This window comes from Terriglobus albidus (assembly GCF_008000815.1).
GTDB classification, from domain to species: Bacteria; Acidobacteriota; Terriglobia; order Terriglobales; family Acidobacteriaceae; genus Terriglobus; species Terriglobus albidus_A.
In genome coordinates this window covers 2,075,059-2,088,705 of the sequence record NZ_CP042806.1, presented here as the reverse complement: position 1 = coordinate 2,088,705, position 13,647 = coordinate 2,075,059, and the positions used below count along the sequence as shown (strand labels likewise).

12 protein-coding genes and 1 tRNA gene are annotated in these 13,647 nt (G+C 58.3%); 7 read left to right on the top strand and 6 right to left on the bottom strand.

What is annotated here, in order from left to right; all coding sequences use genetic code 11:
- Positions 1 to 51: 51 nt before the first annotated feature.
- Together FTW19_RS08395 and serS are read right to left on the bottom strand one after the other, a co-directional pair.
- Positions 52 to 408: a hypothetical protein gene (locus FTW19_RS08395; RefSeq protein WP_246153645.1), complete on the bottom strand. Its 357-nt coding sequence runs from the start codon at positions 406 to 408 to the stop codon at positions 52 to 54.
- Positions 408 to 1,727 carry a serine--tRNA ligase gene (serS, locus tag FTW19_RS08390; protein WP_147647200.1) on the bottom strand — a complete coding sequence of 440 codons (1,320 nt, stop codon included), beginning with the start codon at positions 1,725 to 1,727 and terminating at the stop codon, positions 408 to 410. The genes FTW19_RS08395 and serS overlap by 1 nt, the downstream gene beginning before the upstream one ends.
- 192 nt (positions 1,728 to 1,919) lie before the next feature.
- On the opposite strand from serS, the gene FTW19_RS25760 reads away from it, so the two are divergent.
- Complete coding sequence (locus FTW19_RS25760; protein WP_187143374.1) at positions 1,920 to 2,066, top strand: hypothetical protein; 147 nt, start codon at positions 1,920 to 1,922, stop codon at positions 2,064 to 2,066.
- 86 nt (positions 2,067 to 2,152) lie between these two features.
- On the opposite strand, the gene FTW19_RS08385 is transcribed toward FTW19_RS25760, so the two are convergent.
- Positions 2,153 to 2,644: a cupin domain-containing protein gene (locus FTW19_RS08385; RefSeq protein WP_147647199.1), complete on the bottom strand. Its 492-nt coding sequence runs from the start codon at positions 2,642 to 2,644 to the stop codon at positions 2,153 to 2,155.
- Between the two features lie 129 nt (positions 2,645 to 2,773).
- Between FTW19_RS08385 and FTW19_RS08380 the strand changes: the two genes are divergently transcribed.
- The 5 genes from FTW19_RS08380 (at position 2,774) to dgt (ending at position 9,669) form a co-directional block, all read left to right on the top strand.
- A complete protein-coding gene (locus FTW19_RS08380) occupies positions 2,774 to 3,682 on the top strand; it encodes a dihydroorotate dehydrogenase (protein WP_147650540.1) in 909 nt (302 codons plus the stop codon).
- Between the two features lie 27 nt (positions 3,683 to 3,709).
- Positions 3,710 to 4,492, top strand: a complete 783-nt coding sequence (locus FTW19_RS08375; protein WP_147647198.1) for a 3-keto-disaccharide hydrolase — start codon at positions 3,710 to 3,712, stop codon at positions 4,490 to 4,492.
- 149 nt (positions 4,493 to 4,641) lie between these two features.
- Positions 4,642 to 6,249 carry a bifunctional phosphoribosylaminoimidazolecarboxamide formyltransferase/IMP cyclohydrolase gene (gene purH / locus FTW19_RS08370; RefSeq protein WP_147647197.1) on the top strand — a complete coding sequence of 536 codons (1,608 nt, stop codon included), beginning with the start codon at positions 4,642 to 4,644 and terminating at the stop codon, positions 6,247 to 6,249.
- A 90-nt stretch (positions 6,250 to 6,339) separates the two neighbouring features.
- On the top strand, positions 6,340 to 8,421 hold the full coding sequence (locus FTW19_RS08365; protein ID WP_147647196.1) for a tetratricopeptide repeat protein: 2,082 nt from the start codon (positions 6,340 to 6,342) through the stop codon (positions 8,419 to 8,421).
- A 111-nt stretch (positions 8,422 to 8,532) separates the two neighbouring features.
- Entirely contained in the window at positions 8,533 to 9,669 is a 1,137-nt protein-coding gene (dgt, locus tag FTW19_RS08360) for a dGTP triphosphohydrolase (protein ID WP_147647195.1), read from the top strand.
- Here the strand turns inward: dgt and FTW19_RS08355 are convergent.
- Entirely contained in the window at positions 9,666 to 10,373 is a 708-nt protein-coding gene (locus FTW19_RS08355; protein ID WP_147647194.1) for a queuosine precursor transporter, read from the bottom strand. The genes dgt and FTW19_RS08355 overlap by 4 nt on opposite strands.
- Before the next feature lie 65 nt (positions 10,374 to 10,438).
- Here FTW19_RS08355 and FTW19_RS08350 point away from each other — a divergent pair.
- A tRNA-Glu gene (locus FTW19_RS08350) sits at positions 10,439 to 10,516 on the top strand.
- 95 nt (positions 10,517 to 10,611) lie between these two features.
- Here the strand turns inward: FTW19_RS08350 and FTW19_RS08345 are convergent.
- Positions 10,612 to 11,778, bottom strand: coding sequence for a tyrosine-type recombinase/integrase (locus FTW19_RS08345; RefSeq protein WP_246153744.1), 1,167 nt, complete (start codon positions 11,776 to 11,778; stop codon positions 10,612 to 10,614).
- A 264-nt stretch (positions 11,779 to 12,042) separates the two neighbouring features.
- Positions 12,043 to 12,990 (bottom strand): DUF1152 domain-containing protein, encoded by a 948-nt coding sequence (locus FTW19_RS08340; RefSeq protein ID WP_147647192.1) that lies wholly within the window; start codon positions 12,988 to 12,990, stop codon positions 12,043 to 12,045.
- Positions 12,991 to 13,647: the final 657 nt, after the last annotated feature.

Sequence of the window (13,647 nt, the reverse complement as noted above, 5' to 3'; positions counted from 1 at the left end):
AACAAATCCTCAGAGTGATTGGATGCAACCAGCCAGGAAAGGTCACCTTCGCTAGGGGCGATGGACCCAGACCTTGTACCGGATCACCTTGCCATGAGCGTCCTTCACGACCTCATACCTGTCCATCGTCACCGGACCGGCGTACTGAACAACCGCGTACAGCAGGTCGCCACTCAGGTCGCCTGTGTCATGACGGATGTCCTGTGGGCGCAAGGTATAGACATAGCCGCTGCCGGCTTCCTGCACCAGCGTCTGCGTCGGCTCCAGCGGGCTGTCCTGCGGACGATCCTTGAAATCGATGTAGTGCGGCGAGATAAACAGGAACGCCAGAATGAGCGTGACCATGATGTCGTAGTGCAGGCTGCCCCGCTCATAGGTCCAGAAGATGTAGTTACGAAGGAGCCGCATCAGCGTACCTGCTTTCCGATGACGGTTTCGCCATTCATGTAAGGCACCAGAGCCGGGGGCACGCGCACGGTGCCATCCGCCTGCTGGTAGTTTTCAAGGATCGCCAGATACGTCCGGCCCACAGCCAGACCGCTGCCGTTCAGCGTGTGCAGCAGCTCGCTCTTCTTCGCGCCCGCAGGGCGGTAGCGAATGCCGGCACGCCTCGCCTGGAAGTCGCCGCAGTTGGAGCAGGAGCTGATCTCGCGGTAGGTCTGCTGCCCTGGCAACCAGACCTCAAGGTCATAGGTCTTCGACGAGCTGAAGCCCATGTCACCGGTGCACAGCAGCATGCGCCGGTACGGCAGGCCCAGCCTCTCCAGCACGGTCTCAGCGTTGTGGGTCAGCTTCTCGTGCTCTTCGGGTGAAGTCTCCGGAGTAGTGAACTTGATCAGCTCTACCTTCTGGAACTGGTGCTGACGGATCATGCCGCGCACATCCCGGCCGTGCGATCCGGCCTCGGCGCGGAAGCAGGGCGTATGAGCGGTATAACTGATCGGCAACTGGCCCGCGTCCAGCGTTTCGCCGGCATAAAGGTTGGTGATGGGAACCTCCGAGGTCGGGATCAGCCAGTGATCACCGTCCTTCAGCTCGCCTTCATAAGGGCCACTGTCGTCACAGTGGAAGAGATCTTCGGCAAACTTCGGCAACTGCCCGGTGCCGAACAGGGTGCGCGAATTCACCATGAAGGGCGGCAGCACCTCCATGTAGCCATGCTCGCGGGTGTGGAGGTCCAGCATGAAGGCCGCCAGGGCACGCTCCAGGCGGGCTCCCTGGCCAAAGTGCACCACCATGCGCGCACCGGAGATCTTGGCAGCGCGCTCAAAGTCCACAATGCCCAGGGCCTCGGCGATCTCCCAGTGCGGCTTCGGCTCGAAATCGAAGCTGGCTTTCTCGCCCCAGGTCTTGATCAGGAGATTGCCATGCTCGTCGGCGCCCTCGGGCACGTCGTCAGCCGGCAGATTAGGAATGGCCTGCAGGGTCTTCAGCAGCGCCGCATCCAGTTCCGCAGCGTGGCCTTCCAGGCCTTCAATCTTTTCTTTTAAGGACCTCGTCTGCTCCATCACCGACGCAGCATCGCCGCCGGCACGCTTGATGTTAGCCACTTCGGCCGAGAGCCGGTTACGCTCCGCCTTCAGGTTTTCCACCTCGGTGATCGCTGCGCGACGCTCCGCGTCCAGCGTGGCGAAATCGCCCAACGCCGCCTCGGGGTCCATGCCGCGCAGGCGCAGTTTTGCCTTAACCACGTCCAGGTTCGCCCGGACAAATCCCAGATCCAACATAGTTGCTTCTATTCTATCGTCCGGCCCGCCCGGCTGCGCTATGCTGGCTGCGGAGGTGCAGTTCCCGATGCTCCGCTCCTCTTCCCTGGCAACCATCGCCCTTTTCGCTGCCACCGCCGTTTCGGCCCAGCAGCCCATGCCGCCGGACTACCGCGGGCCGCAGACCTTCATCCACGGAATCTGCAGATCTACATGCTGATAAGCCATAAGGACCCGCGCTCCGGCGAACAGATCGTCGCCGTCCGCAATGTCGACCGCCACGAGCCTCCACAGGAACTCTTTGAAGTGCCCACCGGATACAAAGAAGTCGACGAGACTCCGGTCGCCGTCGCGCAGTGATCTACTTCGCCATCTTGGTCTTCACTGCCTGATCCGGCGGAATCTCTTTTCCTGCACTGTCGACATGGTCGCCGTCGCGCAGTGATCTACTTCGCCTTCTTTGTCTTCACCGCCTGATCGGGCGGAATCTCTTTCCCCGCACCGTCGACATAGTGAATATCGAAGGTGGTATCGGTGAAATTGAAGAGCGTCACTGCCGTTAGGGCGGTGAACTGATGAATTTCCTTGGCTGGCAGCACCAGGTAATCACCTGCCTTCAACGTTAGCGGCTTCATATCCTTCATCCGCATCTCGCCCTTAGCGGTTCCGCTAACAATGACCAGGCGCTCCTTGGCCGTATGGAAGTGCCAAGGGATAACGCAACCGGCAGTAGCCTTCATCAGGATCGTGGAGCTCCCCTTCGACGGGTCTCCTTCCTGAACCGCAAGCTGCGCGCATGCCGGCAGAGCCGGATGATGCGTCATTGTTGTTCCAACCGCTGGTTTGAAGACCATTGGCTCCGGCGATTGCGCGGCCGCAAAAGCACCGATCGATAAACAGCAGGCAAACAGGGCAACACTACGATGATCACAACGCATGGCACCCTCCCTAGGAATAAGTGCCCACACGATACACCGCAATTCGCCTGTTTTTTGTCAAATTTACCTTCCAGACCGTGAAACGCCCATGGGCGATAACATAGAGAAAGAGTGATCAAGTCGCCCGACATGCGCGTTACTATCGCCGGCGTGGAGCTTCGTTCTCCTGTCATCGCCGCCAGCGGAACCTTCGGTTACGGTGTCGAATTTGAAGACATCCTCTCGCTCGACAAGATTGGCGCTTTCGTCACCAAGGGCCTCTCGGCCGAGCCCATGGCCGGCAATCCCTCGCCGCGTATCATCGAAACCGCCAGCGGCATGATGAATGCCATCGGCCTGCAGAACGTCGGCGTCCGCGCCTTCATCGAGGAAAAGCTTCCGAAGATTCGCCAGATCCGCGGAGCCGTCTGCATCGCCAACGTCTTCGGCTACACCGTCGAAGACTGCATTGAGGTCGTCCGCGCTCTTGACCAGGCCGACGGTATCGCTATGTACGAATTGAACGCCTCCTGCCCGAACACCTCGCACGGCGGCATGGTCTTCGGCACCGACGGCATGATGCTCTACGACCTGGTGGCGCGCATCCGTAGAGAAACGCAGCGGCCCATCATGGTGAAACTCTCTCCCAATGTCACTAACATCGGGCAGATGGCGCGGGTCGCCCAGGATGCCGGCGCCGACGCCGTCTCGCTGGTCAATACATTCCTGGCGCTCTCCATCGATATCGAGACCCGCAAGCCGCGCATCGCCAATACCACGGGCGGACTCTCCGGCCCGGCGATCAAACCGATCGCTGTGCGTATGGTCCGTGAAACATCGCGCGCCGTGGCGATCCCCGTTGTCGGCCTGGGCGGCATTGTCTGTGCGGAAGATGCCGTGGAGTTCATGCTGGCTGGCGCTACAGCGGTTCAGGTGGGCACAGCAAGCTACGCAGATCCGCGTGCGGTGGAGGTCATCGCTACCGGCGTGAGGTCCTGGTGCCGCTCGCACGACGTGGAGCGGGTGCGCGATCTTACCGGAGCCATGCTTTCCGCCTGAGGCCGCTCTGACGTATGCTGGCACGGCATGCGCCGCTTACTGCTTCCCGTCGCCCTAAGTTTCGCCGCAACTGCCGTCTTCGCTCAGGAGACGGCCAAGCCTAAGCCAGAAGACACCGAGGTCTGGTCGCCGGTCCCGCCGGTTGTGACTCCCGCTGGCGCCGTTACCACGCCTCCTCCCTCGGACGCGATCGTGCTGTTCGATGGCAAAAATCTCGACCAATGGGTTCAGGTCAGTGACAAGTCTTCCGCAAAGTGGAGCGTCAATGGCGGCATCCTCACCGTGAACAAGGAGAAGGGCGTCGGCAACATCGAGACGAAGAAAACCTTCCGCAACTACCAGCTCCATATTGAGTGGCGTGTTCCTGCCACCATCGCCGGTGAAGGCCAGGGCCGCGGCAACAGCGGCATCTTCCTCGCATCTACCGGTACCGGCGACACAGGCTACGAATTACAGGTGCTGGACTCCTACCAGAACAAGACCTACGTCAATGGCATGGCCGGCAGCCTCTACAAACAGGCGATCCCGCTTGCCAACCCAGGCTTGAAGCCCGGCGAGTGGCAGAGCTATGACGTCATCTGGACTGCGCCGACCTTCAACACCGATGGTTCTGTAAAGACTCCGGCCTACGCTACCGTGCTGTTCAACGGCGTACTGGTGGAGAACCACTTCCAGCTCAAGGGAGAAACCCTGTACATCGGCCCGCCGGTCTACAAGGCTTACGACCGCGCGCCGATCAAGCTGCAAGCCCATGGCGACAAGAGCGAGCCGCTCAGCTTCCGTAATATCTGGGCTCGCGAACTGCCGTAGCTCTCAAACAGCGGATCCTTCGCCCTGCTCAGGATGACAACCGATATATTTCGGGTCTGTCATTCTGAGCGCAGCGAAGGACCCGCTTCGCCTTTGCAGGACACCTCGCCCAACCGGTAATCCCCCACTCCCCTAAAATAGAAGGCGGAATGACTGACCTGAAGCCTGTACGCCGCGCCCTCCTCTCCGTCACCGATAAATCCGGACTCACCGACTTTGCCCGCGCCCTGGCCGCGCAGGGCGTCGAGCTCGTTTCGACTGGTGGCACCGCAAAGACGCTGCGTGACGCAGGTCTTGCTGTTCGCGATATCTCCGACCTCACCGGCTTCCCCGAGATGCTGGATGGCCGCGTCAAGACGCTGCACCCCAAGGTCCATGGCGGTATCCTGCATCGCCGCAGCGTTCCTGAGCATGTCGCTGCCGTCCGCGAGCACGGCATCGAGGACATCGACATGGTTGTAGTCAACCTCTATGCCTTCGAGGCCACCGCCGCCAAGCCCGGCGTTACCTTCGGCGAACTGATTGAAAACATTGATATTGGTGGTCCCTCGATGGTGCGCTCTGCCGCCAAAAACTTCGAGGACGTCGCCATCCTCACCCGCGTAGCCGACTATGCCGCCATCTCCTCAGAGCTCCAGGCCAACAGCGGCCAGCTCTCCGGCGAGACCCGATGGCGGCTGGCCCAAACTGCCTTTGCCACCACCGCCGCCTATGATTCCGCCATCGCCGCGACCCTGGCGAAACTGCCTTACGCCGAGCCGGAAACGGTTCTGACCCAGCCGGAGGCCAAAACCGGGGAGTATCCGCAGCACCTCGAGCTCGGCTTCAAACTGGCGCAGACCCTCCGCTACGGCGAGAATCCGCATCAGTCGGCAGCGCTCTATCTGGATGCCTCCGGCAAAGGCATCGCCGCCGGAAAACAGTTGCAGGGTAAGGAGTTGTCGTTCAACAACCTGGTGGATCTGGATGCCTGCTGGGAGCTCGCCAGCGAATTTGCAGAGCCTGCGGTCGCCATCATCAAGCACACCAACCCCTGCGGCGCGGCCACCGGCACCTCGGTCGCCGACGCCTACGTCCGAGCTCTGGCTGCCGATCCCATCTCCGCCTTCGGCGGCGTCATTGGTGTGAACCGGGTGGTTGACGAAGCCGCGGCGGCTGAAATGGCCAAGCTCTTCGTTGAAGCAATCGCCGCCCCCGGCTTTACTCCTGAGGCTCAGGCTATCTTTGCCGCGAAGAAGAATCTGCGGCTGGTTGAGGTGAAGGCGCACCCAGCTCAGCAGGTCATCAAGCAGATCTCCGGCGGCCTGCTGCTGCAGGATGCTGATCGCAAGAGGATCGAAGCCGGTGACCTGAAGATCGTCACCCACCGCGAGCCCACCCCGGAGGAGCTGACAGCCCTGCTCTTCTCCTGGCGAGTCTGTAAGCATGTGAAATCAAACGCGATTGTCTATGCCCGTGCCGAGGCTCACGGCCAGGAGGTCTTCGGCCAAACCGTCGGTATCGGCGCCGGGCAGATGTCGCGCGTAGACGCTGCGAAGTTCGGCGCCCTGAAGGCGGTTCTACCGCTGGCCGGGACCGTTGCCGCCTCCGATGCCTTCTTCCCCTTCCCGGACGGCCTGGAAACCGTGGCAGCGGCTGGAGCGACGGCCGTCATTCAGCCGGGCGGCTCGGTCAAGGATGCTGACGTCATTGCCGCCGCCAACCGGCTCAACCTGGCGATGGTATTCACTGGAATTCGTCACTTCCGTCACGGATAATATAGGGATGCTGACGGTTGTCAGCATCCCACCTGTGGGTACAATCGTCTAACCCCAAGTGACGCGGCTACCAGCCGCCCCTAGGACCTGATGACATTCTTCCGGCGTATCTTTTCGGCTCGTCCAGTCTTTCTCACGGCGGCTGCGCTGCTGGCCACCCTGCCCGTTGCTGCCCAGCAAAAAAACGCGCCTGAGCCGCCCAGGGGTCCTGATCGTTCTGCTGCTTACTACCACTACAGCCTCGCCCACATGTATGAAGAGCTGGCCATCAACCAGGGCCGCACCGATTACGCCACGCAGGCTATCGAAGAGTACAAGCTGGCGTTGAATGCCGATTCTGACTCAGCACAGTTGCAGAATGGTCTTGCCGATCTCTATCTGAAACTTGGCCGCGTCCGTGAAGCCGTTTCGGTCGCGCAGGAACAGGTCAAGAAGAATCCCGATGATGTGGAAGCCCACAACATCCTGGGCAAGATCTATCTCCGCTCGCTTGGCGATGGAACACCCAACAATCAGTCGCAGCAGATGCTGCAGTTAGCTCTTACCGAGTACAAGGCCATCGTCCGTCTGAAGCCGGACAGCGTGGAAGATCATCTTCTGCTCGGCCAGCTCTATGCCCTGAACCACGAGAACGATAAGGCTGAAGGAGAACTGAAGACGGCGCAGAAGCTTGACGGAACCTCGGAAGAGGTCATCCTCGCGATGGTTCGCCTCTATGGGGAACAGAACCAATACGACCGCATCGCGCAGCTCATCAACGCGCTGCCCATCACGGATCGTACCGCGCGGATGGAGTACTCCCTGGGCTTGACTTATGACCAGTTGAAGAAGCCCAAGGAGGCCGCTGCTGCCTACCAGCGATCTCTTGATATCGACAACGACAATCTCGACGCGCAGCGCGGCCTTGCCAGTGCTCTGCTGCTGGATGGTCAGTTCGACGCCGCTCTGAAGCAATACCAGGACATCGTCACCGCAGAGCCGCAGGATGCTCAGTCGTACATCCGCATCTCCGAGATCCAGCGCCGGCAGGGACATTACGACGAAGCACTCACCACGCTCAAGAAGGCCAAGACCCTGGTCACAGACTCGCTTGAGCTCAGCTACAACGAAGCCCTTCTCTACGATTCACTCGGCCGCTTCGATGATGCTGTCGCAACGCTGACCAAGCTGCTTGGCGACACAGCTCACGCCGATGGCAACTACACCGATGGCGAAAAGAACAATCGTGGGCTTTTCCTCGATCGTCTTGGCATTGTGCTCAAGGAACAGGGCAAGACCGCCCAGGCCGTCGACGCCTATAGGCAGATTATCGCCCTCGGCGGCGATAACGTCTCCCGTGGCTATATGGGTGAGGTCGATGCCTATCGCGATAACCACGAATGGGCGAAGATGACGGCCGCCGCGGCTGAGGCAGCCAAGGCTCTGCCCAAAGACAAATCCGTCCAGATGGTCTATGCGGGCACGCTCGCCGATACCGGCAAGGTTGACGAAGCGATTACGATTGCCAAGGCCCAGCTGGGCGGTGACGACGATCGCGATACCCGCATGCAGCTCGCGCAGATGTACATCCGGCTGAAGCGCTGGAAAGATGCCGACGAGCAGCTCTCACAGGTGGAAGGAATCACTTCGCGCAACGAAGACAAGATCTACCTCTATTTCTCGCGTGGTACGCTGGCAGAGCGTCAGAAGCTCTTTGATCAGGCCGAGATCGAGTTCCGCAAGGTGCTTACGCTCGACCCCAACAATGCCGCCACCCTCAACTATCTGGGTTATATGCTGGCCGACCGCGGGCAGAAGGTGAATGAAGCTCTCGACATGGTCCGCAAAGCTGTCGAGCTCGATCCGCAGAACGGCGCCTATCTCGATTCTCTCGGCTGGGCTTACTTCAAGAGCGGGCAGTACACGCTTGCCGAGGAGTACCTGCTGAAGGCGAAGGATCGCATCTCGACCGACCCGACGGTCTATGACCATCTGGGTGAGCTCTACCTCCAGACCGGCAAGTTGAAGCAAGCCGTCACCTGGTGGGAGCGCTCGATGAAGGAATACAAGATGGCTCTGGCCCCGGACGCCGATCCGGCGGACCAGGCCAAGGTGCAGAAGAAGCTCGACAGCGCCCGCGTCAAGCTCGCCCGCGCTACGCCTTCACGCACCTCAGCCCTGCAGGACAAGTAACCAGACAGCTTTCGTTGCCAAGGAGAAGGCCGGCCTCAGGCTGGCCTTTTTCCTTTTCCTTAACCCTCCGGCTGATAGCCTGCTGTTAGGAGCTTCTTTTCGTACGATCGCATGTCGACCTTGCGCAAACCCTATGCTGTACGCGGCGATGCGGATGATCCGCTGATCCAGCGCAAATGGCCTTACCCAGAGCGGATGTCGCGCTCGCCGTTTGAACGCGATCGCGATCGCGTCGTAGGGTCACGCGCCTTTCGCCGCCTGGCCGGTAAGACGCAGGTCTTCTCCACCCGCACCTCAGACCACTTCCGTTCGCGCCTGACCCACTCGATTGAGGTCGCTCAGATCGCGCGCGAGGTCGCTTCTGCTCTTGGCTTGAATGTCGAACTTGCCGAAACGCTCGCCCTGGTTCACGACATAGGGCATCCACCCTACGGTCACACCGGCGAGCGCGCCCTCGACGAGTGTCTGCAGCCGCACGGGCTGCGGTTCGATCACAATCTGCAGGCTCTCCGCACGGTCGAACGCTTCGAGCAGCGCTACGCCGCGCATCGCGGCCTGAACCTGACCCTCGGTGTCCGGGAAGGCATCATCAAACACTCGCGCGACTACCCGGCCGATAAATATCCAAAGCTTGCAGAATACTTCCTCGGCCAGCGGCCACCGCTCGAAGCCCAGATCATCGATCTTGTCGATGAGGTTGCCTACCTGACCGCCGATCTGGATGATGGTGTCGAATCAAAGATTCTGGAAGTTGGCGAACTCTGCGAACATCTCACCATCTTTCGCGAGCTCTATGAGTTCGTGCATCGCCGGCATCCGGGCGTGGAACAGAAGTATCTCTTCCACGAGGCGTTGCAGTGGATGCAACATCGTCTTACCGACGATGTCATCAACAACGTCACGCGCCAGATCGAAGAACTGGGCATTGAGACGCTGGAACAGATCCGCGAATACCCCTACCGAATCGCCGTCTTTTCGCCGGAGATCGAGGCGATACGCCTGGAAGAAAAGCGCTATCTCTACGAGGCGCTCTATACCTGCGGCCCGCTGGATGTGGAGCGCAAGCACGGCGTTATCGTCATCAAGTCGCTCTTTAATTACTGGGTCAAGAACCCCAGCCAGCTTCCCAGCAACTATTACGGCGATCTGGAGACCGAAGGTGTGCCCCGCACCGTTGCCGACTATATCGCCGGCATGACCGACTCTTACATCCTCGATCAGTACGGGGCATTGGTTACCAAGCTCTAATCGCGGTCACCGAGCTCACCACCGCCGAAGTGAAAGGGATTGAAGCTGGTGTGCTGGTCAAAGGCATCTACACCCTCTGACCGCTTCAACCAGCCCACTACAGCGTAGGTCACCGGTGTAGCCAGCACTTCATAGACCACCTTCAACAAGTAGCCGGTCACGATCAGCCGCCCGATATCGGCCCACGGAAGCGTGAAACCGAAGGTGAGCGTCATTACGACGGCGGTATCGACGGCCTGACCGACGATGGTGGAACCCACCGTGCGCGTCCACAGCATCTTGCCGTTGGTGACCAGCTTCATCCGCGCCAGGGTGTAGCTGTTGGCGAACTCCCCCAGGAAATACGCAATGATGCTGGCAAACAGGATGCGCGGAATAAATCCAAAGACGGTCTCGAAGGCCGCCTGGTTATGCCATCCGCTGGCCGCAGGCAATGAGATGGTGATGGTGGCCATCGCGTACAACAGCGCCGTTCCGAAGAAGCCGAGCCAGATGGCCCGGCGCGACGCTCCATAGCCGTAGACTTCGGTAAAGACGTCTCCGAAGATGTAGGTGATGGGAAACAGGATCACCGCACCGCTGACCTCTAGCGGTCCGATACGGCAGATCTTCTGTGCCACCAGGTTGCTGACCAGCAGAATTACGACAAATGCGGTGATCAGGGCATCAAGGTACTTGTATCCGTGCGGCTGTATTTTTGACATGAGCTTCCAGTATTGATAGCGTAATAGAGGCCTGCAATTCTGCGCCAAGGCACTTCAGCCTAAGCGTCCCCGTCGTCTAGCCCGGCCTAGGACACCGCCCTTTCACGGCGATAACACGGGTTCGAATCCCGTCGGGGACGCCAAATCCTTTCAAAGACTTACACAGAGTTTCGCCTTCCATTCGAAGGTGCAAAAGGACACATTTTTGCACCCTTTTTGCACCCATAAATCGAACCTTCTAGGCCGTTCCAATGATCTCTGAGTCCAGATCTGTCCCGGCCACCGGGAATAAGAGTGAAAGCACGGCAGCTTGCGCAGCCCGCTTTGCCGGACCTACGGCTTGGGTATACACGTCGAGCGTGGAACGCAGAGACGAATGTCTCATCAGCTCCTGCATCACCTTGAATTCAACTCCCAGGCTCCTGAGAAGGGTGCAGTATGTGTGCCGGAAAGTGTGCCATCCGATCCGTTTGTCGATACCCACAGCTTTAGCGACGGGACGAATGAAATGGCGGAGGATTGAAGCTCCCCAATAAGGCTTTCGCCCGCCGTGCAGTCTACTGGCGAATACCCAGTCAGTGGGCGATTGGAAGTTGCACTGCCCCCGCCACGTCATTAGCAACGAGACAAGCTGGGAGTGCATAGGAACCGGCTTTTGTGAGGACTCGGTTTTACATCGGCCTTCGGCACCGCACACGAAAGATCGGATTACATTGATCTCGTTGTGTTCGAAGTCAATATCGCACCATTTCAGTCCGAAGAGTTCGCCCTGCCGTAGGCCGGTCGACGCCGCAAGTAGGACGAGAGTTCGCTCGCGTAGAGCCAGCCCCTCAACGAGCGCCTTGATTTCCGCGCCTGTCAACACGTCTGGAGCTCGGCGGCGTTTAGCACTCTGACGGACGAACCGTATGGGATTGCTGTCAAACAGTTCGTATCGGCAGGCATGTGTAAACAAAACTGAGAAGACATTTCGGATCTTGGCTCTGGACGCACGAGCAAGATTGAGGCGATGCAGCCAGGCTTCGACTTCCACAGCCTTGATCTCATCCAGGGACAATGATCCCCACCGCGGTCGAATCCACCGACGAATGTAGCCTCGATAGGTTCTTTCAGTCGAGATGCTCCAAAGGCTCAGGCCGGATCGAATTTCACGTTGCTCAAAGTGCTCGCAAAGTTGGTCAACTGTTATAAAACCGATCCGTTCTTGACTAGATCTGACATTCACTTCCGACAGGATGCCGATTGACGCCTGACGTACAGCCTCTTCATCGACGTAGTCCGAAATGGTTCCTATAACTCTCTTGCGATACACACGCCGCCCGCCTAGATCCTTCTCGGACCAACGAAACAACCATACGTCCGGACCATTCTTTCGGCTCGCCTGGATGACACTTCCCTGCTGCATAAAAGTCACCTCCGTCTCATACAGCTAACGGAGTTTTGCACGATTCGTGTCCCGACAAGGCTGCCTTCGCGCGTTTAGGACACTTCTTTTTACAGGTAAAGCCATTCCGACAGTCGTCGTGCCGGTATCGCAAGATCGCGCGTCGTAGATCGTGTCAAACCTGGGACGCTCTGCCCGCTAGGTCGCCGCCTCAGTCCGGGTCGACTTTCCGAAGTATCGTTTCGGGGCCTCGTGTCCCGACTAGGGCCGGCGACAAGACAACGCTTAATATGGGATCCGCTGTGGAGGTCTGGAGCGCACAGTGGCTTGGAATCCCTCGATAGCAAGTAGAACTTCGCGGTTTGTCTCGGTTTCGCGGAGTGTGTCGAGGTAAAGATTCCGCTTCGCTACCGTTTCAAGGTCAAAAGTCCAAAGCAAAGTCATGAGTGGACTGATGAAAAGCTCGCTTGATCGAGTTCTGCGTGAACGATGAAAATTACCAAACTGCCCCTCGATTGCCGAGGCAATGCATGCGTTTACGATGCTGGCACGGCTCGGAGTCTCTAATTCGGAGTGGGATACTGCATCGAGGTAGAGTTGCACTTCGGGCATCTTCGCAATCAATGCTCCAGCGCCGAGGAAAGCGCCCACAGCCGTGAGTGCTGCAACGTTCTCCAACCAACTCGCGTGACATACACCGTGGAAAGTATCTATGCCAAACCCCAGGCAGGCTAAGATGCGTGTTGGAATATCCAGAGAGTGAACACCCGAGAGACTGACCGCGTCCTCTGCCGGCGTTCCCAGGCTCGCTTCATCGCCACGAAGGAGAATGTCAGTGCCGCCATCCACTAGCATCACCGCATCGATATCAAGCATTGAGGCGAGATGGGCATATGCCGCTCGCACGGGCTTCGCCCCTACGTTGTCGATTGCATAAACCGATAGAGGCTCCTGAAATCGTTGCGAAAGGAAACGGGCAAGGCTCCGCTCCGGAAGATAGGTTTCTTCCCCCTTTGTGTTTAGGTTCACTTCAAACAGAGCCGGATGAAGTTCAACCGCAGTCGTCGCCCTCAGTTGTGCAAACGACAGGTTCGCCAGAAACACGGTCTTTCCCATCGATTTAAGGCGCTCGTAAATCGGCAACCCTACATAGACATCGAAACCACCGCCCGCCCCCGCAACGAGCACCCGCCGACTATCTTCCAACGCGGTCGGTAAATAAAGTTTGTCCATTCCCTGATTATCTCGAAGGCTCAGATGGGCTCGCACACAAAGGTGAGATTCCCAATTCGCATTATCGGTACTATGAGAGCACAAACTGACATGTAATGCGGTAGTTATGTAACCGACATAAATAGTTGCAATCGTTTGCACACTCCCGGTGATCTGCAGAAAATTGTTCCCAGAATGGGAGTAACAAACTATTTTGCACTCGACGCGTAAAAACATATTGACAATGTGCAAATCTGTCCGCAATATCGTGAAGCTTTCTCACAAGTGCTACGTTTCGTACTTGAAAGCTCAAACGCTTATTGAGCTTTGGGTTTCCATTTGCTTTGCCTCCCGAGGTGATACCCATGTTGCGTGCTTTCTCATTTCTTAGTTACTCACATATTTATTCCGGTACGGCGCAAGCCACTATCGACTCAAGCTACCTCAGTTACTTCTCTCCTTAGATAATCCTCAGACAATCGATAGATCTTTTGAGTTGACGATACGTCAGCCCTGCGGACACCTATGCCTTTTATCAAGAGGCTCAATCTGCAAGAACGGGAGAGACTTCGTGATTTTCTGTCGTCGCTCTAAGACCAATCAGGCTAGTTTATTCCCGATATCAATTCGATAGGGGCGCTTTCTCGAGGCTCTGGATGTCTGCAAGCGGAGAGTTCG

What these genes read in the sequence shown, in the direction of transcription:
- FTW19_RS08395 (WP_246153645.1), bottom strand. Translation starts at nt 408, where the DNA reads ATGCGGCTCCTTCGTAACTACATCTTCTGGACCTATGAGCGGGGCAGC.
- serS (WP_147647200.1), bottom strand. Translation starts at nt 1,727, where the DNA reads ATGTTGGATCTGGGATTTGTCCGGGCGAACCTGGACGTGGTTAAGGCA.
- FTW19_RS25760 (WP_187143374.1), top strand. Translation starts at nt 1,920, where the DNA reads ATGCTGATAAGCCATAAGGACCCGCGCTCCGGCGAACAGATCGTCGCC.
- FTW19_RS08385 (WP_147647199.1), bottom strand. Translation starts at nt 2,644, where the DNA reads ATGCGTTGTGATCATCGTAGTGTTGCCCTGTTTGCCTGCTGTTTATCG.
- FTW19_RS08380 (WP_147650540.1), top strand. Translation starts at nt 2,774, where the DNA reads ATGCGCGTTACTATCGCCGGCGTGGAGCTTCGTTCTCCTGTCATCGCC.
- FTW19_RS08375 (WP_147647198.1), top strand. Translation starts at nt 3,710, where the DNA reads ATGCGCCGCTTACTGCTTCCCGTCGCCCTAAGTTTCGCCGCAACTGCC.
- purH (WP_147647197.1), top strand. Translation starts at nt 4,642, where the DNA reads ATGACTGACCTGAAGCCTGTACGCCGCGCCCTCCTCTCCGTCACCGAT.
- FTW19_RS08365 (WP_147647196.1), top strand. Translation starts at nt 6,340, where the DNA reads ATGACATTCTTCCGGCGTATCTTTTCGGCTCGTCCAGTCTTTCTCACG.
- dgt (WP_147647195.1), top strand. Translation starts at nt 8,533, where the DNA reads ATGTCGACCTTGCGCAAACCCTATGCTGTACGCGGCGATGCGGATGAT.
- FTW19_RS08355 (WP_147647194.1), bottom strand. Translation starts at nt 10,373, where the DNA reads ATGTCAAAAATACAGCCGCACGGATACAAGTACCTTGATGCCCTGATC.
- FTW19_RS08345 (WP_246153744.1), bottom strand. Translation starts at nt 11,778, where the DNA reads ATGCAGCAGGGAAGTGTCATCCAGGCGAGCCGAAAGAATGGTCCGGAC.
- FTW19_RS08340 (WP_147647192.1), bottom strand. Translation starts at nt 12,990, where the DNA reads ATGGACAAACTTTATTTACCGACCGCGTTGGAAGATAGTCGGCGGGTG.